Genomic DNA, 21,625 nt, shown 5'->3' with positions numbered 1-21,625 from the left:
CGAGGAGATCAGGGCGGCTGTGGCCTGCGGCCCGCGCTATCGCGTCCCGCTGTCCCAGAATCGCGTCCCGTGGCTGCACTGTGCAGACAGTCTGTGGAAACACCAGGGCGCTGTGTAGCTCTTCGTGGCTCTGTGAGCTCTGTGCAGTCCTGGTAGTCCTGTTTGGTTCTGCGCAGTCCTGCGCGCCGCCGCATCCGGATGTCTGTGTGCGCCCCAATGCCGGTCCTGGCCACTCGTAGGGGACAAGTAGGCTCGACTCCAGGGTTTCGCCACATCAGCAAGGGAAGGGTGCAGGCACTGGTGAGCACGAACGGCGCGACGGACAGCCTCCGTTGCTACACGCTGGACAACGGTCTCCGGCTGGTGACGGCCCCGGCTTCCACGGGCCAGGTGGCGGCGGTGAACCTGTGGTACGGGGTGGGTTCCCGGCACGAGGTTCCGGGACGGACCGGGTTCGCCCACCTGTTCGAACATCTGATGTTCCAGGGAAGTGGAAGTGTCGCCAAGGGTGAGCACTTCGAGGCGATCGAGCGGCTCGGTGGTGAGATGAACGCCTCCACCTCCACGGATCGCACCAACTATTACGAGACCGTCCCCCAACACGCACTTGACCTGGCATTGTGGTTGGAAGCGGACCGGCTCGCCACCCTCCGGGAGGGTATGACTCAGGAGGTCCTGGACAACCAGCGGGATGTCGTCAAGAACGAGCGCCGGCAGCGCTACGACAACATGCCCTACGGCACGGCTCTGGAGAGGATCCTGCGCCTGGCCTACCCCGAGGGGCATCCCTACCATCACCCAACGATCGGTTCGATGGAAGATCTGGACGCGGCGGACCTGAACTATGTCCTGTCCTTCCACGAGCGGCACTACGGACCGGACAACCTGGTGTTGACGGTGGTCAGCAGTCTGGATCCGTCCGACGTGCACGAGCGGGTGGAGACGTATTTCGGATCCATCCCACGGCGTAGTGAGGTCGCCGCTGCTCCCGATGCCACCCTTGACGGGCCTATCGGTGGCCCGGTGCGCGAGACCGTCACCGAACCCTGTCCCGCCCCGCGGCTGTATCTCGGCCACCGGGTCGGCCCCTACGGGAGCCGGGAGTTCGACGTTATGCACATGGCCATGGCGGTCCTGGGTGAGGGCCAGGGCAGCCGTCTGTACCGCCGTCTCGTCGTTGAGCGGGAGTTGGCCATGGACACCGGTGGTACCGACGCACTGGTGTTGCCGTTCCGCTACACCCCCAGCCTGGCACTGGTGACCATGATGGCTCGGGAAGGTGTCTCCGGTGACCAGCTGGAAGCCGCGATACTGGAAGAGATCGCGCAACTGGCCGAAGGCGTGGACGCGGACGAGCTGGAACGGGCACGCGCAGTGTTGGAGCGGGACCATTTGCAAACTCTGGCCTCGCCCAGCGGCCTCGCGGACTCACTGGGAAGCTGCGCACAGCTGTTCGATGATCCGGGAGCGGCGCTCACGTGGCCGAGTCGCTGGGCGGACATCACCCCCGATGAGGTCGCGGCCGCAGCGCGACGCCTGTTGACCGACGAGAACCGGCTGATTCTGCGTTTCGAGCCGGAGGCTGAGGACGCGGAGCAGTAGAGGTTCTCCCCAAGTTCCACCGGACGCGAGCCCACCACGAGACAGAGGAACAGCGCTTGAGTACCCGACCCTCCCGCCCGGTCCTCGGGCCCCCAGAGTCCTACACCTTCCCCACGCCACAGCGGATGCGGGTGGCCGGCGGCGAAATCATCGCGGTCGATCTTCCCGGACAGTCCTATGCCTCCCTCCGACTGGTACATCCCGCTGGGGGTGTCTCCGAACGGTCGGACCAGGTGGGCGTCGCCAAACTCACCAGTGAGGTACTCGAAGACGGTATCCACGGAAACAGTTCCCTGGCGCCGGAGCTGGAGAAGCACGGTGCCGAGTGGACATCCGGAGTGACCTGGGACAGCTTCGTCACGGGTGTCGACGCTCCCGTCGGTCGGCTGCCCGACGCCACGTCCCTGTTCGCCGAGGCGGTGCGGACTCCGGCCCTGCGGCCCGAGGATGTGCAACGCCGCCAGGAGCAGCTTGTCGAACGCTTCTGGGTGGACATGTCCGTGCCGCGGACACTGGCGGGGCGGGCGGTTGGTCCGCAGCTGTTCACCGGACGCTACGCCACCCCACTCGGCGGGGGACCCTCCGGGATCCAGGCACTGACCCCCGAGGCCGTCTCCCAGTTCCACGCTGCCGCGATTGCCGGGGTTGCGGGGACGTTGATCGTGGTCGGAGATCTCTCCACGATCGACGTGGAAGCAATCGGCAAGGCAGTGTTCACCGGAACATCCGGCAGTGTGCAGCCACGGTCGGTTGCACCCGAACCGACACCCGGGCCGCTCCCCCGGGTCGTGGTGTTGGACCGTCCCGGTGCGGTCCAGTCGGCCCTGGTCCTGGCGACGCAGGCTCCCTCCCGGCGGGACGTCGATCTGCCCCGCGCCGAGGGCGTGAGCAGTGTACTCGGAGGAATGTTCGGATCGCGTCTGAACATGGAGCTCCGGGAACGTCGTGGCTACACCTACGGGGCCCACTGCCGGTTCGACCTGCGGCGGGACGGCGGGGTCCTGATGGCGAACACCGAGGTGGACACGCCGACCACTGCCGAGTCGATCTCGGTCATCTTCGACGAGATCGAGCGACTCCGTCGAGACGGAGTCACCGAGGACGAGCTTGTGGCCGTTCGGGACTCGAACACAGTTGGCCTGCCCGTGCAGTACTCCACCTCCTGGGCCATCTCCAGCGCTCTGGTGGAGATGGTGGTGCACGACCTCCCCGAGGATCATGTGGATCGGTTGCGCGCGGGGTTCGAGGCCCTCACGGCCGAGGACCTCCACACGGCAGCACAGGAGCTCCTGCGGCCGGACGAGGCCGTGGTGGTCGTGGCGGGGGACGCCGAGGCACTCACGGATGCACTCACCGAGACGGGCGTGGGCCAGGTCACGGTTCGGCAAGCGGAGACCTACTGGGAGTAGTTCCCCGGTCAAGGTTGCACAACTGTGGGGAAAGCGTCGGCATGGGGTGCGGTGTTCCACGCATAACGAGAACGAACCTATCGGACTGTGATCGTGCAACTTTTTTTCGTTCGAGGCGTTCCCGGTGGTATAACCGATTGTCTGGATCCGTTGTGCGGACGGGGGCTTCCTCCACCGCATGAGTATGTAGGAGGTCAGGTGGCCTGTGACGTGACCCTGTCCGTGTAGCCGTCGTGTCCTCCACAGAGAGAACCCAGCAGGAGCGGCCGTCGTCGCTCGGCGTCGTGCGTCCTAGGCAAGCGGAGGCCGATGTGGACGAACGGGTGCTGGCGGGCCGCTATCAACTGACGGCCCAGCTCGCCCGAGGTGGGGTCGGGATCGTGTGGCGAGCCACGGATCTCGTCCTCGACCGCGAGGTCGCGGTCAAGGAGCTGCGTCTCCCCGGGGATGTGAGTGAGGCGGAGCGCGTGTCCCTGTTGAGTCGGACGACTCAGGAGGCGCGGGTTGCCGCCCAGCTCACCCACTACAACGTCGTGGAGATCTATGACGTTGTGAACGAGGACGGACGCCCGTGGATCGTCATGGAGCTGGTGGTTGCCCGGACCCTGGCCGAGATCATCGAGGTGGCGGGCCCGTTGCCGCATCAGCGGGTGGCCGAGATCGGGCTCCAGTTGATCAGTGCCCTCCAGACCGCGCATGAGCAGAGCATCGTCCATCGTGACGTCAAACCGGAGAACGTGATGATCAGTGAGGACGGCCGGGTGGTCCTCACTGATTTCGGGCTGGCGGTCTGGAGTGGGGAGTCCTCGCTCACCAATTCCGGGCGCATCATCGGGTCGCCGCACTACATTCCGCCGGAACGGGCACGTGCCGGGACCGTGGGGTCTGCCTCGGACCTCTGGTCCCTCGGGGCGACGTTGTACACGGCGGTGGAGGGGCATCCGCCCTATGACCGCAAGGGCTACATCGCGATCCTGCGTGGTGAGGAGCTGGACGATCCGCCACCAGCGAGCAGTGCGGGTCCGCTGCGCCCCCTGTTGGAGGGGCTACTGCGCCCGGATCCGGAGGATCGACTCACCGCACAGAACGCGGCGAAGATGCTGCGGATCGCCGCGCTCGCACCCGCGACGTCCGTGTTGGAGTCCGAGGACGGGCAGGATCCGGACGATGTTCACGGAGCTGATGACTCCGGTGCTGCCGACGCGGGGACGAGCGGTAACGACGGTCAGCGCGACGTGTGGCGTGCGAGCGCGACCCAGTTCACCACCTCGGTGCAGGAGTCAGTGTCCTCGCTGTCCGATTCGGTGCAGTCCTCGGTGTCCTCAGCGTTGTACCGCGGAAGCCATGAGCGTCGTCCGGAGGCGGTGAATCCCTTGTTGAGCTCGATCCGTGACTCCACGGACTCGCTGGGGTTAACCAGCTCGGGCAAGCATCGTACCCGGCACCGGCGGGGCGTGATCGCCGTTGTGGCCCTGAGCCTCCTGCTGCTGCTGACCATGGTGGTCGGACTGCTGGTGTCCTGAAGCACGCCTTCCGAACCACGTCCGGGGCTCCATGGCCGGCCCGGGCCGTGCAGCCCCGGACACCGGACACCACTGTCCCGTGGGATGGTGGCCGAAAGGGACACGAACCGCATCCCAAGGTGAACTTCGGCCTCAGGGTGCCTCAGTGCCTCACCTCGGCCGGCACACCGGGACAAGCCTGGAAAGCACGCGAGGTGTGCGCGATGGGTGGGGCCGGCGGGATTCGAACCCGCACTGGCACGGACCTAAACCGTGTGCCTCTGCCTGTTGGGCTACGGCCCCGCGTCCGGTGGACATCCTAGCGGTTCCTGGGGTGGGTGCGGTGCAGGACCGTGGCGCGGGTGCCGCGCGTGGCTGTGGGGTAACGCGCGGCGCCGCTCGGTGGATGATTGGCCGGGCTAGAGTTTCAGCTCTCGGAGTAGCCGGCCCACGTGCCCGGTGGCTTTCACGTTGTACATGGCGTGTTCGATGGTCTGGTCGCCGGCGATGACGAAAGTGGAGCGGATGACCCCTTCGACGAGGCGGCCATAGCTCTTCTTTTGGCCGTAGGCTCCGTAGGACCGCATCACCTGGCGGTCGGGATCGCTGAGGAGTGGAAAGGTGAGGTGGTGCTCGTCCCGGAATCTGGCCAGGCGGTCGGTGGTGTCCGGGGAGATGCCCAGCACAGCCAGTCCGGCCTGGTTGAGTTCGGTGAGATTGTCGCGGAAGTCACATGCCTCGGTGGTGCACCCGGGCGTCATCGCCTTGGGATAGAAGTAGAGGACGACCCGGTCGTTCTCGGTCAGGACAGTGCTGAGGGTCGTGGGTTTTCCCGTGGAGTCGGATAGCGTGAAGTCGGGTGCGGGGTCTTTCGGGCTAAGTCTGACTGTTGGGGTCATATGTCCTCCAGACTGGTCGGAGCAGGCGGATGGTCACTGTATCCTCGGTAGGCGTATCTCGGATCCGCTGCGATGGGGCGCTCTGGCTTTCTCCAGCGTAGTGTCCGGCGTTCGAGGCCGCCCGCACCTGGTTGGTAGCGCTGTCCTGTGGGGCTGTCGAATGCCGTGTGTCGCCGAGGGTCTCGAACGACGAGGAGTCCGTTACCTATGCCAGCTTTCACACTGGACGATGTTCGAGAACAGACCTATAAGCGCAGGGACGCCTGGTGGACGGTCCTGTTGGTGGATCCGGTGGCGGCACGTCTCGTCACGGTGACCGCGAACCGCACCTCGATCACACCGAACCAGTTGACGGTCATGGCTGCGCTGTTGGGCTTGGCCGCGGCAGCCTGCTTCGCGACGGCCAGCCCCGGATGGCTGGTGGTGGGCGCGCTCCTGTTCCATGCCAGCTTCATCGTGGACTGTATGGACGGGAAGGTGGCCCGGCTCAAGGGCACCGGTTCCGTCTTCGGGATGTGGCTGGACTTCCTGTTCGACCGCATCCGGGATGTGGTGTGTGCCGCCGCCCTGTTGGGGGGCCAGTTCGCAGCTACTGGCAATCCGGTGTTCCTGTGGTTCGCCGTGGGGGTCATCGCGGTTGAGATGTTCCGCTACCTCAACGGGCCACAGCTGGCCAAGGTTCGTACGGCGATGCGGACCAAGATGACGCGTTCGTTGAAGGAGCTGTACGAGCTGCGGGAGTCCCTGGGACCCACTGGGGAGCCTGTTGATCCGTCCGACGACGCCGAGACGACGGCCCGCTCCACGCAGACCGAGCAGGAAGCACAGGATGTCCGGGAGGCCGAGCAGTTCACCCGGGAGTCTCCGGATGAGGGGGGCGAGGACGGCCTGGACGAGGCGGTCGAACTGACCCCGGCCCAGGTGGCACGTCGTCAGGCGCGCGATGTTCAGGCCACCGAGCTCCAGGAGGGGTTTCACCGTCGGTTTCCGTGGTACACCCGGTTGCGGTCCGCGCTGCACCAGTACCGCATCCGTTCCCACCTGTTCAGTGGGATCGAGTTCACGATGGGCGTCTTCATCATCGCTCCCCTGGTCGGGGCGTTTTCCCTGACCGGAATGTTGGTGACGATCGCACTGTGTGGGATCTTCCTGCTGGCCTTCGAGATCGCGCTGATCTACAAGCTCTGGTTGTCGACCCGCCGGTTCGGTGTTGTGCTCGGACAGATCGACGACCAGGTCCTCCAGCTGAGGTCGCAACTGGAGGCGAGAACGGAATCGGGGCCCGCGGAGGACGACGCCGTCACGGTTGGGTAGGAATCGTCCGATTCCGGTTCGAGCGGGTGCTGTTATCCCCTACGCTTTGGAGAACCACACCGGGGTCGTTGACTGTAACGTCGGGACCGGAGGGCGGAGAGCACACCAGCGATGTCCAATTTCACGACGCGCGACGTTCATGAGCGTGCATGTCGAGGGCGAGACTCCTGGTGGACCGTATGGCTGGTGGATCCGCTTGCGGTGCCGCTCGTTCGGGTCACCGCGAACCGTACCTCGGTTACACCGAACCAGTTGACCGTGGCGGCCCTGCTTCTGGGCTTGGGCGCGGCGGCGTGCTTCGCGTGGGCATCCTGGCCGTTTCTCCTGGCAGGCGCCCTGCTTTATGCGTTGTGCTTTCTTGTCGACTGTATGGACGGCAAGCTGGCCCGGCTGACCGATCAGGAGACACTGTTCGGCGGCTGGATGGACTATGTCTTCGACCGGTTCCGGGTGCTGGTGTGTGCCATCGCGTTGATGGGCGGCCAGTACGCGGAGACGGGCAATGTGGTGTTTGTCTGGCTTGCCCTGGCGGTCGTCTTCTGTGACATGCTCCGGTACCTGAACGCGCTTCAGGTGTACAAGGTGCGGCGCGAGATGCGTTCCTACCTCGCGGCGGCCCTGGAACGCGCACGAGCGACCCTCACGATGCTGGAGCCGGGGCGTGGCGGGAAGGAACAGCGCTTTTCACAGTCCGCTCAGGAGGACACCCAAAGCACCGAGCAGCCCACGATGAGCGACTCGGGCGAGCAGGCGGTGTTGCGGCATGGAATCTCGGTGTTGGAGGGACTGCTGCGGGCGCAGAACGAGCGTGAGGCCGAGGTCGGCCGGGAGGCGGGTAAGGAGCCGGACCTGCGGTTGCCAAAGGTCGACCTGCACCTTCAGTTCCGTAGTCGGTTCCCGTGGTATCAGCGTTACTGGGATTTCCTGCGAGCCCGCCGTGTGCGCACCCACCTGGTGAGTGGGATCGAGTTTCAGATGGCAGTTTTCGTGGTGGCCCCCCTGGTCGGCATGTTCAGCAGCCCGGCCATCATCTGGGTAACGGTGCCGGTCGGGGTGGCGTTGCTCGCGTTCGAGATAGCGATTGTCTATAAACTGTGGCTGTCCACCCAGGACTTCTTCCGGGTGGTGGACGGCATCGAGGGTGCGTTGACGTTCGGACGTGCCCCGCAGGCGGGACTGCGATTGGCGGAGGGAAGCAGCTAGATGGCACGTGGCGGCGCCGCGCGGGAACTGGCCGAGAAGGCACGGGAGTTTGAGGAGACGCGTGGTCGGTTGGACGCCACGCTGCACGAGGTTGCCGAACGCACCCGTCCCGCGAATGTGGCCCGAAAGGGCGTTCAGCAGCTACGCGATCTCGGATCGCAGCTGCTGGATGGCAGTGCCCGCGCGAGCTCGCGGAACGTGGACACCTCCGAGGATTCGGCCGAGGTGCCGCGGGAGGCGGTGCTGTTGGGGGTCGGCGCCGGCGTGGTGGTGACGGTGGGTGTCGTGCTGTGGCTCCGTCGCCGCCGGATGGATCGGCGTCCGCTCGATTGAGCGGGGCCAGCTCGACACGGTGCGGGCGAGGACCGGGCCCGGTTGGTTCCCGCGTCCGCTAAGGCCTGCTTCGTGGAGTTGGGAACGAGGTTGGGCCCGGCCTGGCGACGTTCACCCCGTCCCCGGTCCCGTTGGCCGCTGTGCCGGAAAACGCTCCCCCGGGTAGCGGGATGCGTGCCACGGCCACCGCTACCCACACCCCGTTGACCGTCGTGCGGGGGAGCGCCCCGGAACAGGACACCACCGGTGACCCCCGTGGCGGGACGCCGTCGGCGGCCGAGACGGCGCGTGCGGGCAACCAATCACCGTCACCCGCATGTTCCCCCGGGGAGTTCCGGACGCGGGCGCATCCCTCGGGCCTCGCCTGGGCGGATCGGCGCGCATCAGCGCAGCCGACAGCCCCCATGCGGCCTCCGGAGAGAGTTCCCGGCCTGCGACCACGCCCACCGAGCCGGCCCGAGCAGCGTCCCACCCCACAGACACTCCAAAACCACGACCTGGTGTGCATCGACGCCGGGCACGGCGGAGCGTAACGGGTGCGGGCGGTTCACAGGAAGGCGTGACCTTCGCCCCGATAGGTGGGGACCGTGTCCACCACGGAGCGGGTGCCGTCCGCCGCGGTGTCGACAAGGTGTAGCTCGTTGAACCGTTCGCACAGTTCACCGGCCTTGGCGTGGCGGAGCCAGACCCGGTCTCCGATGGTCAGGTGGCTGGCTGCCGTGCCCCACATCGGGGTCTGTACTTCGCCCGCGCCTTCCATGGCGGTGTAGTGAAGGTGGTCCGGCATGTGCGGTACGGGGAGGCGGTCCCTGCCCGGTGCTCCCGAGGCGGGATATCCTCCGCCGAGGAGAGTGACCATACCGGGGGCGGGCCGGCGCGTGACCGGGAGCGCGAACATCGCCGCAGCTTGGCAGACGGTGTCTCGGTAGTGGTCGAACAGGGCGGGCTGGTACAGGCCGGAGCCGGCGGCGAGTTCGGTGATTGCGGGTTCGCGGCTGGTCGTGCTCACGCTGCCGGTTCCTCCACCGTTGACGAAGCGCAGGGGCGCAACCTCACGGATGGCTGCGATGATCGCGGCGCGTCGTCGGGCGAGTTCCCGTCGGGACCGCCGTTGCAGTTCGCGGATGAGTAGCCCGGTCAGCGGCCGTCCGGCCGGGGCGTCGCCGACCCCGGCGATCTGGGCTTCGTAGGCCATGACGCCCTCGAGCTGGACCTGGGGGCGTCGGTTGATGTCCCGAGCGAGGGCTGTGGCGTGTTCCGGGGTACGGATCGGCGAGCGGTGTGCGCCGAGTCGCAGGCGGGGACCGAGGGGCTGCCAGCTCGCGTCGATGTCGATGCATACGCGGATCGGCTCGGCTGGGGCGGGGGCGGCTGCCGCGATGAGGTCGAGGTGACGTACGTCGTCCACCATGAGGGTGACCGCGTTTCGGATGGCCGGGTCGTTGGCCAGGCGTTCGATTGCGGTTGTGTCCGTGGTCGGGTAGGCGACGACGATGTCGTTGCTCACGTCGGTGGAGGCGAGCCACAACGCTTCCGGGAGCGTGAAGGCCAGCACGCCGGAGAATCCCGGTTGTGCCAGCACGTGGCGGAGTAGCTCCCGGCAGCGCACGGATTTGCTGGCGACCCGAATGGGTACGTGGCTCGCCTGCTCGGCCAGGGCTGTGGCGTTTGCGCGGAAAGCGGTTCGGTCCACGGTGGCGAACGGAGCGGTGAGGTGGGATGTCGCCGTGTTGAGGGCGTGGAGTTGGGATATGCGGGTCATGGTGGTGAGCATGGCACAGCCATGTTCGCAGCGCCCAGGGGACTCTGTGGAGGAATCGCGCATCGTTCAGTTACTTTTAGCTACTTAGTGGTTACAATACGTAGTGAAGGAGGTTGATCATGAGCGATGCGGAACGCAAGTTCGAGGACCTTTCGGGCAAGGCCAAGGAGGCCGCGGGCAAGGTCACTGGAGACGACGACCTCGAGCAGGAGGGCAAGGTCGACCAGGCCAAGGCCAAGGCCGCCGAGGTCGCCGAGGATGCCAAGGAGAGCGTCAAGGAGAAGGCGAACGAGGCGGCCGACCGGATCAAAGACACCTTCAACCGGTAGGACCCGAACCGCAGGGGGACCGATGACTGAAACCAAGACCGCCGCCAAGGTGCCCAGCGCCCGGGACACCGCATCAGGCTCCGGGACGGGCGAGGGCAAGGAGCTCGTCACGTCGACCGGCCGAACCTCGATCGCGGACCACGTCGTCGCCAAGATCGCGGGGATGACGGCGCGGGAGGTGGGTGGTGTCTTTCGGATGGGCGGCGGTACCGCGCGTGCCTTCGGCGCGGTTCGAGAGCGGATTCCCGGTGCGACCAGCAATGTCGCGCAGGGTGTGACGGTTGAGGTGGGCGAGCGCCAGGCGGCGGTCGACATCGAGGTCGTCGTGGAGTATGGGGTTTCCATCCCCGATCTCGCGGCCGCGGTCCGTCGCAACGTCATCACCGGGGTGGAGCGAATGACCGGGTTGGAAGTGACCGAGGTGAACATCACCGTCGGCGACATACATCTTCCGGACGAGGACGGGGAGAGCTCCGCTCCCGCGAGTGAATCCCGGGTGGAGTGACCCCGGTGCACGACGAGGTGGACGCGGAAGTTACGACGTCCCCCGCCGACACCGCACAGAGAGTGGCTGACCGGGTGCGGGAGTGCCCGGGGGTGGTCGGGCTGTCCACAGGCCCGTTCGGCACCCTCGTCACTCCTGTTGTCGGCGGGACGATCCCCGGGGTGCTGCTCCGGGAGGACTCGGTCGAGCTCGGAGTGGTGGCTCGATACGGTCCACCACTTCCCGCGACAGCCACGGAGCTGCGACGTGCGGTACGGCCGCTGGTGCCCGGACGGGAGGTGCACGTGTCCTTCGTCGATCTCGTCGTCGAATCGCCCGCGGGTAACGGGCCAGATTCCAGGGAGGGATGACTGTGTGGCCGATCGCCGGGCTTGGGTTCGGGACGGTGCTGGGACTCGCCGCGGGTTTCGGGGGGTTCGGTGCGTTCCTCCTGGTGCTGGTGCTGGGGGTGGCGGGATTTCTCGCGGGGCGCGCCTTCGAAGGCGAGGTCGATCTCGCGGCACTGTTCACCCGCAGGGACTGAGCACGTGAACACCCGGAGAGGTGACCACGGTGTGCGCCGGAGGAAACGGGATCGCTGTGGGGCGTCGCGGCGCGCGTCGGTGCGGAGGTGCCGCACCGACGTGGTGCCACGACACCGCCGTGGCAGCGGCTGGGAGGTTCGATGAACGTGACGACGCTGCCCGCGGCGACGGTGCCGCGACAGCGCGAGGTTGATCCCGCGGGCCGGGGGACAACCACGATTCGAGAACGGGTGGTGGCCAAGGTCGCGCGCCAGGCCGTGGCCGAACGCGCCGAGTCCCGTGAGCTGGCGGGGTTTCTCGGTCGGCTGCGGGACGGGCAGGCCGCGGGGGTCCGGGTCCGTCTCAGCGGCAACGTCGTGACGGTGTGGCTGCGGTTGGCACTTGCCTACCCCGTGCCGCTGCGCCATGCGGTGGGGCAGGTCCGGGGCCATGTGCGCGACCGGGTGCAGGAACTCACCGGGTTGAGCGTCCGGCGTGTGGATATCGAGGTCACGCGACTCGAACGGGACCGTTCACTGCGGTGACCGTGTCCCAGGGCGCAACCGACGGTGTGCTCGGTTACGCCTGTGTCCAGGGCGGACGCGACGGCCAGGAAGCGAGGCAGGAGAAATGACAACGGTAGACCACGCGCTTGCCCCACCAGATCCGTTGGCCTCCCAACGTGCCCGTCGGACGGCGGTCCGTACGTTTCGACCGCGCCGTTCCTGGCCCGCGTTTCTGGCTGGAGCCGTCCTGGTCCTGGTGGCCGCGGTGGCGGCGGCCGAGGTTATTTCGGCCCTCGTAGGCAGCCCGTTGCGGATGCTGCCGTACCAGCAGGCAGCGAGTTACGCGGAGGGGGCGCGATGGAGCGACCCCTCGGTCCGGGTTGCCTCAGCCGTGCTGGCAGGTATCGGCTTGGTCCTGATCTCGCTGGCGGTGCTTCCCGGGCGGAGCCGCTGGCTACCACTGCGCACGGATGATCCGGACCTGGTGGTGGGGATCTCGCCAGCGGCCCTACGGCGGGCGTTGTCGAGTGCCGCCGAGGATGTGGACGGGGTGCGTCGGGCCCGGGTTCGTCTGGGGCGACGCAGCATTACGGTTCGGGTGCACACTGATCTGGGCGAGCCAGGGACGTTGCCCACCCAGGTGGAGACGGAGGTCCGGCGCCGCCTGTCCGAACTGGCGCCACTGCGCGACCTCAAAGTTCGCACGAACGTGCGCTACGCGAAGGCGTGAGGGCTGATGAGTCGGGGACGGCGGGGCCGGTCGCCCGCACGGGGGAACCGGTGGAGATTGGGCGCACTCGGAGTGGTGCTTTTGGTCACCGGAGGTGGTGCGCTGACCCTCGGGTGGCGCCTGGCTCCACAGGCGCTGATCTGGGACCGTGCCGCGGTGGAGAGCTATGTGGCACAGCCGTGGGTGCTGGGGGCCACTTTGGCTGTTGTGCTGGTCATCGGCCTGCTTGGGTTAAGATGGATGTACATCCAAAGTCGCACCGACACCGTTGGGCGGCTGCGGCTGGAACCCGGAACCACGGGCCCGGGGAGCGGGCCCGGACCGGATGGACGGTCCGGAATGCCCGCACGCGCGGTCCAGGATGTGGTTGTGGACGAGGTTTCTGGTTATCAGGGCGTACGTCGGGCCCGCGCACGGGTAACGACGTCTGTGCGTGAACCACACCTGCGGCTGGACGTGACACTCGGTGACGACACCGATGTCGCCGCCTTCTGGCGGCAGGTCCGGCAGCAGGCGGTCGAGCGGCTGCGGTCCGCCCTGGAGCTGGAGCACCTGCCCACGGTCGTCCGGATTTCGATGGCCGCACCGTCGCAGGAACGGGAGTTGGTTTAGAGTCCATAATGGACACGTGCCGGCGAAGGTCTCTGGGGGGAGCCTTCGCCGGCACGTCTTTTCGGTGGGGACACGATCCGGGGCACCTGCGATCCAACGTGTTCCCTCACCGGTTCAGCACTCGATGACGTTGACGGCGAGACCGCCGCGGCTCGTCTCCTTGTACTTGTCGAGCATGTCCCGGCCGGTGTCGCGCATGGTGGCGATAACCGTGTCCAGGGACACCATGTGGCTGCCGTCGTCGCGCAGGGCCATGCGGCACGCGTTGACCGCCTTGACCGAGGCCAGGGCGTTGCGTTCGATACAGGGGACCTGAACCAGGCCCCCGATCGGATCACAGGTGAGCCCCAGGTTGTGCTCCATCGCGATCTCGGCGGCATGCTCCACCTGTGCCGGAGTTCCCCCCAGTGCTTCCGCGAGTCCGGCCGCTGCCATGGACGACGCCGAACCCACCTCTCCCTGGCAGCCCACCTCGGCGCCCGAGATCGAGGCGTTCTCCTTGTAGAGGATCCCAACGGCTCCCGCCGTCAACAGGAAGCGCAGTACACCCTCGGTCGAGGCTCCACGTCCAAAGTGCAGGTAGTAGTGCAGTACTGCCGGAACGATACCGGCCGCCCCGTTGGTTGGGGCAGTCACCACACGTCCTCCCGCCGCGTTCTCCTCGTTGACCGCCAGGGCGTAGAGATTGACCCAATCGGTCGCGCCCATGGCGTCAGGTTCCGTACTGGGGGGAGGGCAGAGCCCTTCGGTGTCACAGCGGCCCCCAACTGCCGGTACAGCCGAGGGGCGCGACGGGGAACCCGCAGCCCGCCCGGCAGGGTGCCCTCGGTGGTCACGCCGCGGCGTACACAGGCCCGCATGACCCGCCAGATCTCCAACAACTCCGTGTGCACCTGCGCCCTGCTGCGGCCGAAGGCCAGCTCGTTGGCCAGGACGAGGCTACTGATCGAGCTTCCGGTTTCCCGACAGTGTCCAAGTAGCTCCGCCGCACTGGCGAACGGGTAGGGAAGCGGGGTGTCCTCGACCCCGATGCGGTCCGCCCCCACCGCGTCCTCGTCGACGACGAAGCCGCCGCCCACCGAGAAGTACACCCGCTCCAGGAGGTCGACACCGTCGGCGTCCCGGGCGACGAAGCGCATGCCGTTGGGATGCCCGGAAAGGGTCTGTGCGCGGTGGAACTCCAGGTCCTGCTCGGGGGAAAATCGGGCGTGCCGGTCAGGGCCCAGCGGGATCCGGGACTCGGCGCGAACCCGGGCCACCAGCGCGTCCACCCGTTCCACGTCGACCTTCTCGGGCATCTCACCCAGCAGCCCCAGGACGATCGCGCGGTCCGTGCCGTGCCCCCTGCCGGTGAGCGCCAGGGATCCGTACAGGTCGACGTGTAGCTGCTGGGTGCCGGCGGCCAGGTTCGACTCGACAACCGTGTCGACGAACCTGGCCGCCGCGCGCATTGGCCCCACGGTGTGTGAACTCGAGGGGCCGATACCGACCTTGAACAGGTCGAAAACACTGATGGCCATGCGGTTCCTCCCTTCCGTACATACGCCCCTGGTTGGATGAGGCCCGGTGCGGGCCCCGGGTCGTCGGGGCTGGAGGGGAGGTGTGGCCGTGCCCCGTGACGCAGGCACGCAGTGACACAGTGACACAGTGACACAGTGACACGGCCACGGCCCCGAACGGCTTAGCTCAGCCCCGGATACAGCGGGTGTTTCCGCGCCAGGCCCTGCACACGCTGCCGCAGGGCGGCGGCATCGTAGCTGGGCTGAAGCGCGAGCGCGATGATGTCCGCGACCTCGGCGAAGTCTTCGTCACCGAAGCCACGGGTGGCCAGCGCTGGTGTGCCGATCCGAAGCCCGGAGGTCACCATCGGCGGGCGGGGATCGTTCGGTACCGCGTTGCGGTTGACCGTGATCCCGATCTCGTGCAGCCGGTCCTCGGCCTGCTGCCCGTCCAGCTCGGCATTGCGCAGGTCGACGAGGACGAGATGCACATCGGTGCCACCGCTGAGCACACTGATTCCGGCCTGCACCGCATCGGCCTGTCCCAGGCGTTCGGCGATGCGTTGCGCCCCGGAGACGGTGCGCCGCTGCCGTTCGGCGAAGGCCTCACTCGCCGCGAACTTCAGCGCCACGGCCTTACCCGCGATCGCATGCTCCAACGGGCCGCCCTGCATGCCGGGGAACACCGCAGAGTTGATCTTCTTGCCGTACTCCTCCTTGGCGAGGATGAGGCCGGCCCGCGGACCACCCAGGGTCTTGTGGGTTGTTGTGGTCACGATGTCGGCGTGGGGTACCGGGTTGGGGTGCTCCCCGGCCGCGACCAGACCCGCGAAGTGGGCCATGTCCACGAGCAGCAGCGCGCCGACCGAGTCAGCGATGCGGCGGAACCGCGCGAAATCCAGCTGACGCGGGTAGGCGGACCATCCCGCGACGATCATCCGAGGCTGATGCTCCTTGGCCAGGCGTTCGACTTCGTCGTAGTCAACGAGGCCGTCCGAGGGGCGGACATGGTAGGCCACGGCGTTCAGGATCTTGCCGGAGTAGTTCAGCTTCATCCCGTGGGTGAGGTGTCCCCCGTGCGCGAGATCCAGGCCGAGGATGGTGTCACCCGGCTGGAGGAGCGCAAAGTACACCGCTGTGTTCGCGCTTGCGCCGGAGTGCGGCTGCACGTTGACGTGCTCCGCCCCGAACAGGGCCTTGGCCCGGTCGATGGCCAGCTGCTCGATCACGTCGACGTGTTCGCAGCCACCGTAGTAACGCTTCCCCGGGTAGCCCTCGGCGTACTTGTTGGTCAGTACCGAGCCCTGCGCCTCGAGCACCGCCTGCGGAGCGAAGTTCTCCGAGGCGATCATCTCCAGGGTGTCGCGCTGTCGCGCCAACTCGGCGTCGACGGCTGCGGCCACCTCCGGGTCCGCCTGATCGAGGGGCAGGTTGAAGAGGTCGGGCTGCTGCTGGGGATGGTTGGCAACCATGCGGTTTAACTCTCTCCTTCGGTGAGCTGCGTGTACTGCTCCGGGGACAGCAGGTCGGTCGGCTCCTCGGACAGATCCACCTTGAACAGCCATCCCTGCCCGTAGGGGTCGCTACCGACGATCTCGGGGTCGTCGGACAGGGCCTGGTTGACGGCGACAATCTCTCCGTTCACCGGGGCGTAGATGTCACTGACCGACTTGGTGGATTCGACCTCGCCGCAGGTTTCCCCGGCGGTGACGGTCACCCCGACCTCGGGAGCCTCGACGTAAACAATGTCGCCGAGAGCCTCCGCCGCGTAGGCCGTGATGCCGACCGTGGCGACGCCGTCGGCGATCGCCACCCACTCGTGTTCGCTCGTGTAGCTCAGCTCTGCGGGAACGCTCATTCCACTCTCCAGGAAAGTCTGTCGAAAATCTGTGGGCTGAACCGCCGTTCGTGGCGGTGCCCCAGCTATCGGGGACGCTTGTAGAACGGCAACTGGACGACGTCAACGGCCTCGGCCCGTCCCCGCACGTCCACGGCGAAGGAGTCGTTCCCCTCCGCCGTGCCAGCCACCTCGGCCGACGCCGGATCGACGTAGGCCATGGCGATGGGACGCCCCACCGCGGGGGAGGGCGCTCCGCTGGTGACGACACCAACCTGCTGGCCGTCGCGCAGTACCGCGTACCCCTCTCGGGGTACCCGTCGGCCACGGCCAACCAGCCCCACGAGTCTACGCCGCGGCCCCTCCTCCGCGCGGGCGGCCAACGCCGAGCGTCCCACGAAGTCGCTGGGCTTCTCCAGTTTCACCACGCGTCCGAGCCCCGCCTCGAACGGGGTCAGCTCGGTGGACAGCTCGTGACCGTACAGTGGCATCCCGGCTTCCAGACGCAGCGTGTCCCGCGCGGACAGGCCGGCGGGGATCAGACCATGGGCCTGACCGGTCTCGCTGAGCGCCTCCCAGACCTCGGTGGCGACGCGGGGGAGGTCCGTTGTGGAGTACAGGAAGATCTCGAACCCGTCCTCGCCGGTGTAGCCCGTGCGCGCCAGCATCGCGGGATGTCCGGCGACGGTGGCCGGATGGCCTGCGTAGTACTTGAGGCTGTCCAGATCGGCGTCGGTATGGGGGCGTAGGATCTCCACGGCCCGTGGCCCCTGGAGCGCGATCAGGGCGTAGTCGGACGAGAGGTCGGTCATCTCGGCGTCGAATCGGGCCACACGTTCGCGCAGTGCGGCCTCCACCACGTCCCGGTTCGCGGCGTTGGCCACGACGAGGTACTCGTCCTCGGCGAGGCGGTAGACGATCACGTCGTCCACCACGCCCCCCTGGGTATCGGTCATCATGGTGTAGCGGGCCCGCCCCGGGGTGACGGCGGACAGGTGACCCACCAGGGCATAGTCCAGGGCCTCGCCGGCCTGGGGGCCGCGCACCCGGAGCTCGCCCATGTGGGACAGGTCGAAGAGGCCGGCGGCTTCGCGAACGGCCTGGTGTTCACTGGTCTCGCTGCCGTAGCGCAGCGGCATCAACCACCCGGCGAAGTCAACCATGGTGGCCTGGAGCCGCTCGTGGGTCTCGTGGAGGGGAGTATGCCGCGGTGGGGCGGCGTCGGTGCTGGTCTCGGTCATGGGCACTCCTGAGAGGACGGCCGTCGGGCACGGCGTTGCCGGCCTCCCCCTCTGTCATCTGTGCCTGAGAGCTTCGCCGCCGGTCCGGGACCGGCGACTTGCACCTTCGGCGAGGGGCAGCGTTGCCCCTACTTTCCAGAGTGGTCTCACCCGCACGGTCCGCGACGCCTGAGAGGTTCTCTGGGGAGGAATTGCTCCTTCGGCGGTCCGCGCTGGCTGCGGGGACACTCTCCCGTGCGGGGTCAGTGACACGACCCAGCCTAGCAGTGCCTCCTGTGGCGCCACGGGAAGGCCGGGATGGCGAGGCGGCGATGCGGCGCACGCCTGCCCGGTCGGGTATGAACGCGGATGCCTCAGCCGCGGTTCTTGCGACGTTCCCGAACGGACTCGGCCAGTTCGTCCAGGACCTCTTCCGTGGTGTCCCAGGCCATGCACTTGTCGGTGATGCTCTGCCCGTAGGTGAGGGAGCCCGGATCGACAAGCGGCTGGTTCCCGGCTTCGAGGAAGCTCTCCAGCATCACCCCGACGATGCCGCTCTCCCCGCCGGCGATCTGCGCGCCGATGTCGGCGACGACACCGGGCTGGCGGAGGTGGTCCTTACCGCTGTTGGCGTGACTCGCGTCGATCATGACCCGCCGCGGTAGCCCGGCCCCTGCAATCAGATCGAGTGTCGCCGCGACGTTCGTGGCGTCGAAGTTGGGGCCGGAGCGGCCACCACGCAGGATGACGTGGCAGTCCGGGTTGCCGCTGGTCGTGACCACGGCCCCCGAACCCGCCGGATCCACCCCGAAGAAGGTGTGTGCGCCAGCCGAGGCCCGGCAGGCGTCCACGGCCACCTGGATATCCCCGTCAGTGCCGTTCTTGTAGCCCACCGGCATGCTCAGGCCGCTGCCCAGTTGACGGTGCACCTGGCTTTCGGTGGTACGGGCCCCGATAGCTCCCCAGGTGACGGCGTCCGCGATGTACTGCGGGGTGATCGGGTCCAGGAACTCGGTGCCGGCAGGCAAGCCCAGCGAGCCGATGTCCAGCAGGAGCTTGCGGGCGGTTCGCAGCCCGCGGTGGACGTCGTAGCTGTCGTCCAGACCAGGATCGTTGATCAGGCCCTTCCAACCCAGGGTGGTGCGTGGTTTCTCGAAGTAGACCCGCATCACCAGGCACAGTTCGGGACGCAGGCGCGGGGCGAGCTCGGCCAGTCGCCGGGCGTAGTCGAGCGCCGAGGCGGGATCGTGCACGGAACAGGGGCCAACCACCACCAGCAGCCGGTCGTCCTCTCCCGACAGGACCCGGGTGACCGCCGTACGGGACTCCTCGACCAGCGCGGTCGGTTCCGGTCCCATGGGAAGTTCCGCGAGTATGTCGGCAGGCGATACCAGTGGCTGGTAGCTCACCACACGGGTGTCGTTCGTGCGAGACATGTGTGCCCTCCCTCGGTTTTCCTGCCCGAACGCACCCTAGCCGGTGCGCGGGCCGGTGTGGCACCGAGGCGAAGACGTGTGTCGTAGGGCACGCAGCCGGTGCTTCGGGGCCGCGGCGACCGGCCGCGGGACCTTGGGGGATGTCCCGCGAGGCGCAACCCGCGGTATTCCGCGCATCTAGGATGAGTGGCGATGGACGAACTGCGTGGACACCAGGCCACCTGGCGGTTTGACGGCTCCGAGATCCGCATTCGCTACCACACTGGCTGGTTCAAGGACGAGCTGCTTCAGGAGCTGGGAAGCTGTACGGTCCCGGTCGAGGCGGTGGCGGCGGTGGACTTCCGGGTCGGGACCGGGCGTCGGAAACCGTGGGCCATGGCGCTGCGGCTGCGGGAGGGGGCGGACCCCTACACGGCGGTGGGCGCTCAGTTGAGTGAGTCATCTCAGCCGTTCCGACTCACCGGCAGCCATAAGCAGGAGCTGGTCGCCGAGTACTACGCTGACCAGATCGCCTTCGCGGCGGGTGTCGCCGATGGTGCGGAAGCGGCGCCGCCAGCGGATCCCGCCGTCGCCACCAATCTTGTCCCGGCGTTGCCGGTCCACATCCAGACCTCAGAGGGGACGGGGTCGTTCGATGGCGCCACGGTGCGATTCGTGTGGGCCGGGTCCGAGGCCAGCGGACGCAAGAAGCGCGAACAGCGCCGGGAGTTCGCCCTGTCGGATATCCGCGATGTCGAATGGGTGCCCTCGGATGGCTGGGAGTGGGGACATCTTCGGATTCTCTCGGGCGCCGGTGGTACGGCCCGGGAGGGCCCCCCGACCAAGCCCAAACACGATGTCACCTGCCTGCTCTGCGACGAGGGTGCGGAGGGTGCGGCGACACTGCTGCTGGCGGCGACGATTCGCGCCTACCACTGGGCTCTGGCCAGCCCGGCGGCGCCGCACACTCGGGGCAGTGGTGCCGTAGCCGCCGCACGCGAGGCGCCTGAGCTGGAGTCCTCCCAGGACAGTGCCGACTCCGCGAGTGCGGTGATCTACGAACGGATCCGCCAGCTGGCCCAGCTGCACGCGGAGGGCATCCTCACCGACGAGGAGTTCGCCGCCAAGAAAGCCCAACTGTTGGATCGGCTGTGACCGGCCCGGGCTATCGTCCGGCCGCGGCCAGGGCCTCCGTCCAGGAAGTGGATTCGGTGAGCAGGCGGCGGTAGCGCATCACCTTCGGGGTGGACCGTAGGCCCAGGATGCCGGTGAGTCGACCCTCGCGGCCGAGGAAGGCCACGAACTTCCGCTCATCCGGTGACCCGTGCACGATCTCCACGTCGTCGGCGGGCGCGGCCTGACCCAGCAGTTGGAACTTCATCCCGTACTGGTCGGACCAGACGTATGGCACCGGTGCGTAGACCTGCTGGTTCTCGGGGGAAGCCAGCAGATTGTGTGCCACAACGGCGGCCTGCTCGCGGGCGTTGGTCCAGTGCTCCAGCCGCAACCGACCGAAGTGTGGATGTGGCCAGTTCGCCACGTCCCCGACCGCGTACACGTTCGGTGCCGAGGTGGCGCAGAACATATCGCAGGAAACATCGCCTGCCCCGGGAACCAGCTCGATCCCGGAACCGGCCAACCATTCCGTGTCCGGGGCCACCCCCAGGCCAGCGACCACGAGTGGAGTATCGACCGTGCTTCCGTCACTGAGGAGGACACGCTCCACCCGCTCGGCACCCTCGAATCCGGCCACGCCGGCACCCAGCCGTAGTGCAACGCCGTGCTCTCGGTGGATGTCGGCCACGATCTCCCCAAGGCGCGGGTGCAGCGGGCCAGCCATCGGGGTGTCGGCCGCGTCCACGAGGGTGACGTCGAGTCCCAGGTGCCGTGCACTGGCAGCGACTTCGGTGCCGATGAACCCGGCCCCGACCACGACCACACGGTCATGCGTGGCGAACGCACGACGGATGGCGTCCGCGTCGTCGAGACCGCGCAGCGTGTGGACCCCGGCGAGGTTCGTTGCTGGTCTGCGGGCCCGGGCGCCGGTGGCGATGACGAGCCCGTGGTAGCGCACTGTGGAGCCGTCGTCCAATGTGAGCAGGCGGTGCGCGGGGTCCAGCGCCCGGGCCTGCCGGCCGAGCCGGAGATCCAACCGCAGTGCGGCGAGGTCGCTGTTGTCGCGGAGTGCCACGCGCGTGTGCGCCGGATCGCCGGTCAGGTACTCCTTCGACAGTGGCGGGCGGTCATAGGGGGGGTGTCGTTCCTCGCCCACGAGGACGAGCGGACCGGTGTATCCGCGGTCGCGCAGCTCCTCCGCCGTGCTGAGCCCGGCCACGCCGGCGCCGACGATGACGATGCCGTCCGGTTCGCGGGCACCGCTACCACTCGGGGATTGAGTCACACGGACCACGACACCTTTCCGTGGGTTGGGAGCCGATTGCGGTC

General features: G+C 67.6%; 21 protein-coding genes, 1 tRNA gene, 1 pseudogene and 1 riboswitch. Of the genes and pseudogenes, 14 read left to right on the top strand and 9 right to left on the bottom strand.

The window, feature by feature from the left end:
* Positions 1-300 precede the first annotated feature (300 nt).
* The 3 genes from RIF23_RS16860 (at position 301) to RIF23_RS16850 (ending at position 4,534) form a co-directional block, all read left to right on the top strand.
* A complete protein-coding gene (locus RIF23_RS16860) occupies positions 301-1,602 on the top strand; it encodes a M16 family metallopeptidase (protein ID WP_310913531.1) in 1,302 nt (433 codons plus the stop codon).
* Between the two features lie 125 nt (positions 1,603-1,727).
* A complete protein-coding gene (locus tag RIF23_RS16855; RefSeq protein WP_310913639.1) occupies positions 1,728-3,011 on the top strand; it encodes a M16 family metallopeptidase in 1,284 nt (427 codons plus the stop codon).
* A gap of 311 nt (positions 3,012-3,322) precedes the next feature.
* Positions 3,323-4,534: a serine/threonine-protein kinase gene (locus RIF23_RS16850; RefSeq protein WP_310913530.1), complete on the top strand. Its 1,212-nt coding sequence runs from the start codon at positions 3,323-3,325 to the stop codon at positions 4,532-4,534.
* Between the two features lie 208 nt (positions 4,535-4,742).
* Here RIF23_RS16850 and RIF23_RS16845 read toward each other — a convergent pair.
* Together RIF23_RS16845 and bcp are read right to left on the bottom strand one after the other, a co-directional pair.
* A tRNA-Leu gene (locus RIF23_RS16845) sits at positions 4,743-4,816 on the bottom strand.
* A 116-nt stretch (positions 4,817-4,932) separates the two neighbouring features.
* Positions 4,933-5,412: a thioredoxin-dependent thiol peroxidase gene (gene bcp, locus RIF23_RS16840; protein ID WP_310913529.1), complete on the bottom strand. Its 480-nt coding sequence runs from the start codon at positions 5,410-5,412 to the stop codon at positions 4,933-4,935.
* 207 nt (positions 5,413-5,619) lie between these two features.
* On the opposite strand from bcp, the gene RIF23_RS16835 reads away from it, so the two are divergent.
* From RIF23_RS16835 to RIF23_RS16825, 3 genes are all read left to right on the top strand, one after another.
* Positions 5,620-6,726, top strand: coding sequence for a CDP-alcohol phosphatidyltransferase family protein (locus RIF23_RS16835; RefSeq protein ID WP_310913528.1), 1,107 nt, complete (start codon positions 5,620-5,622; stop codon positions 6,724-6,726).
* A gap of 111 nt (positions 6,727-6,837) precedes the next feature.
* The gene (locus tag RIF23_RS16830; protein WP_310913527.1) at positions 6,838-7,929 is read left to right on the top strand and encodes a CDP-alcohol phosphatidyltransferase family protein; all 1,092 of its coding nucleotides are present in this window, start codon (positions 6,838-6,840) and stop codon (positions 7,927-7,929) included.
* Complete coding sequence (locus tag RIF23_RS16825) at positions 7,930-8,262, top strand: DUF3618 domain-containing protein (RefSeq protein ID WP_310913526.1); 333 nt, start codon at positions 7,930-7,932, stop codon at positions 8,260-8,262.
* Positions 8,263-8,809: 547 nt separating this feature from the next.
* On the opposite strand, the gene RIF23_RS16820 is transcribed toward RIF23_RS16825, so the two are convergent.
* Positions 8,810-10,036 (bottom strand): alanine racemase, encoded by a 1,227-nt coding sequence (locus RIF23_RS16820; protein ID WP_407659492.1) that lies wholly within the window; start codon positions 10,034-10,036, stop codon positions 8,810-8,812.
* A 107-nt stretch (positions 10,037-10,143) separates the two neighbouring features.
* Between RIF23_RS16820 and RIF23_RS16815 the strand changes: the two genes are divergently transcribed.
* The 7 genes from RIF23_RS16815 (at position 10,144) to RIF23_RS16785 (ending at position 13,209) form a co-directional block, all read left to right on the top strand.
* A complete protein-coding gene (locus RIF23_RS16815) occupies positions 10,144-10,353 on the top strand; it encodes a CsbD family protein (RefSeq protein WP_310913525.1) in 210 nt (69 codons plus the stop codon).
* 22 nt (positions 10,354-10,375) lie between these two features.
* The gene (locus tag RIF23_RS16810) at positions 10,376-10,858 is read left to right on the top strand and encodes an Asp23/Gls24 family envelope stress response protein (RefSeq protein WP_310913524.1); all 483 of its coding nucleotides are present in this window, start codon (positions 10,376-10,378) and stop codon (positions 10,856-10,858) included.
* 5 nt (positions 10,859-10,863) lie between these two features.
* Positions 10,864-11,208 (top strand): Asp23/Gls24 family envelope stress response protein, encoded by a 345-nt coding sequence (locus RIF23_RS16805; protein WP_310913523.1) that lies wholly within the window; start codon positions 10,864-10,866, stop codon positions 11,206-11,208.
* A complete protein-coding gene (locus RIF23_RS16800) occupies positions 11,205-11,381 on the top strand; it encodes a hypothetical protein (RefSeq protein ID WP_310913661.1) in 177 nt (58 codons plus the stop codon). Before RIF23_RS16805 ends, RIF23_RS16800 begins: the two co-directional genes overlap by 4 nt.
* Before the next feature lie 141 nt (positions 11,382-11,522).
* Entirely contained in the window at positions 11,523-11,906 is a 384-nt protein-coding gene (locus RIF23_RS16795) for an Asp23/Gls24 family envelope stress response protein (RefSeq protein WP_310913522.1), read from the top strand.
* Positions 11,907-11,991: 85 nt separating this feature from the next.
* Positions 11,992-12,597, top strand: coding sequence for a DUF6286 domain-containing protein (locus RIF23_RS16790; RefSeq protein ID WP_310913521.1), 606 nt, complete (start codon positions 11,992-11,994; stop codon positions 12,595-12,597).
* 75 nt (positions 12,598-12,672) lie between these two features.
* On the top strand, positions 12,673-13,209 hold the full coding sequence (locus tag RIF23_RS16785; protein WP_310913520.1) for an Asp23/Gls24 family envelope stress response protein: 537 nt from the start codon (positions 12,673-12,675) through the stop codon (positions 13,207-13,209).
* A gap of 114 nt (positions 13,210-13,323) precedes the next feature.
* Here RIF23_RS16785 and RIF23_RS16780 read toward each other — a convergent pair.
* The 5 genes and pseudogenes from RIF23_RS16780 to RIF23_RS16760 all read right to left on the bottom strand — a co-directional run bounded on the left by RIF23_RS16780 (position 13,324) and on the right by RIF23_RS16760 (position 19,201).
* Positions 13,324-14,729, bottom strand: a pseudogene (locus tag RIF23_RS16780) (L-serine ammonia-lyase).
* 161 nt (positions 14,730-14,890) lie between these two features.
* Entirely contained in the window at positions 14,891-16,180 is a 1,290-nt protein-coding gene (locus RIF23_RS16775) for a serine hydroxymethyltransferase (protein ID WP_310913519.1), read from the bottom strand.
* 5 nt (positions 16,181-16,185) lie between these two features.
* A complete protein-coding gene (gcvH, locus tag RIF23_RS16770; RefSeq protein WP_310913518.1) occupies positions 16,186-16,566 on the bottom strand; it encodes a glycine cleavage system protein GcvH in 381 nt (126 codons plus the stop codon).
* 65 nt (positions 16,567-16,631) lie between these two features.
* Entirely contained in the window at positions 16,632-17,786 is a 1,155-nt protein-coding gene (gene gcvT / locus RIF23_RS16765) for a glycine cleavage system aminomethyltransferase GcvT (protein ID WP_310913517.1), read from the bottom strand.
* Between the two features lie 145 nt (positions 17,787-17,931).
* A riboswitch (glycine riboswitch) is annotated at positions 17,932-18,031 on the bottom strand.
* A 108-nt stretch (positions 18,032-18,139) separates the two neighbouring features.
* Positions 18,140-19,201, bottom strand: coding sequence for a 3-deoxy-7-phosphoheptulonate synthase (locus RIF23_RS16760; protein WP_310913516.1), 1,062 nt, complete (start codon positions 19,199-19,201; stop codon positions 18,140-18,142).
* 192 nt (positions 19,202-19,393) lie between these two features.
* Here RIF23_RS16760 and RIF23_RS16755 point away from each other — a divergent pair, with 192 nt between their 5' ends.
* Positions 19,394-20,335, top strand: a complete 942-nt coding sequence (locus tag RIF23_RS16755) for a DUF4429 domain-containing protein (protein WP_310913515.1) — start codon at positions 19,394-19,396, stop codon at positions 20,333-20,335.
* A gap of 10 nt (positions 20,336-20,345) precedes the next feature.
* Here RIF23_RS16755 and RIF23_RS16750 read toward each other — a convergent pair whose 3' ends face one another.
* Entirely contained in the window at positions 20,346-21,581 is a 1,236-nt protein-coding gene (locus tag RIF23_RS16750; RefSeq protein WP_310913514.1) for an NAD(P)/FAD-dependent oxidoreductase, read from the bottom strand.
* Between the last annotated feature and the right edge of the window lie 44 nt (positions 21,582-21,625).

Source organism: Lipingzhangella rawalii (assembly GCF_031628175.1).
GTDB classification, from domain to species: domain Bacteria; phylum Actinomycetota; class Actinomycetes; order Streptosporangiales; family Streptosporangiaceae; genus Lipingzhangella_A; species Lipingzhangella_A rawalii.
The sequence above is the reverse complement of the archived record's forward strand: the minus strand, read 5'-3'. Positions and strand labels throughout refer to the sequence as shown.

Coding starts and splice junctions, on each gene's coding strand:
- RIF23_RS16830 (WP_310913527.1), top strand. CDS start 6,838: ATGTCCAATTTCACGACGCGCGACGTTCATGAGCGTGCATGTCGAGGG.
- RIF23_RS16855 (WP_310913639.1), top strand. CDS start 1,728: ATGCGGGTGGCCGGCGGCGAAATCATCGCGGTCGATCTTCCCGGACAG.
- bcp (WP_310913529.1), bottom strand. CDS start 5,412: ATGACCCCAACAGTCAGACTTAGCCCGAAAGACCCCGCACCCGACTTC.
- RIF23_RS16835 (WP_310913528.1), top strand. CDS start 5,620: ATGCCAGCTTTCACACTGGACGATGTTCGAGAACAGACCTATAAGCGC.
- RIF23_RS16790 (WP_310913521.1), top strand. CDS start 11,992: ATGACAACGGTAGACCACGCGCTTGCCCCACCAGATCCGTTGGCCTCC.
- RIF23_RS16795 (WP_310913522.1), top strand. CDS start 11,523: ATGAACGTGACGACGCTGCCCGCGGCGACGGTGCCGCGACAGCGCGAG.
- gcvH (WP_310913518.1), bottom strand. CDS start 16,566: ATGAGCGTTCCCGCAGAGCTGAGCTACACGAGCGAACACGAGTGGGTG.
- RIF23_RS16755 (WP_310913515.1), top strand. CDS start 19,394: ATGGACGAACTGCGTGGACACCAGGCCACCTGGCGGTTTGACGGCTCC.
- RIF23_RS16820 (WP_407659492.1), bottom strand. CDS start 10,036: ATGCTCACCACCATGACCCGCATATCCCAACTCCACGCCCTCAACACG.
- RIF23_RS16815 (WP_310913525.1), top strand. CDS start 10,144: ATGAGCGATGCGGAACGCAAGTTCGAGGACCTTTCGGGCAAGGCCAAG.
- RIF23_RS16800 (WP_310913661.1), top strand. CDS start 11,205: ATGACTGTGTGGCCGATCGCCGGGCTTGGGTTCGGGACGGTGCTGGGA.
- RIF23_RS16775 (WP_310913519.1), bottom strand. CDS start 16,180: ATGGTTGCCAACCATCCCCAGCAGCAGCCCGACCTCTTCAACCTGCCC.
- gcvT (WP_310913517.1), bottom strand. CDS start 17,786: ATGACCGAGACCAGCACCGACGCCGCCCCACCGCGGCATACTCCCCTC.
- RIF23_RS16825 (WP_310913526.1), top strand. CDS start 7,930: ATGGCACGTGGCGGCGCCGCGCGGGAACTGGCCGAGAAGGCACGGGAG.
- RIF23_RS16810 (WP_310913524.1), top strand. CDS start 10,376: ATGACTGAAACCAAGACCGCCGCCAAGGTGCCCAGCGCCCGGGACACC.
- RIF23_RS16760 (WP_310913516.1), bottom strand. CDS start 19,201: ATGTCTCGCACGAACGACACCCGTGTGGTGAGCTACCAGCCACTGGTA.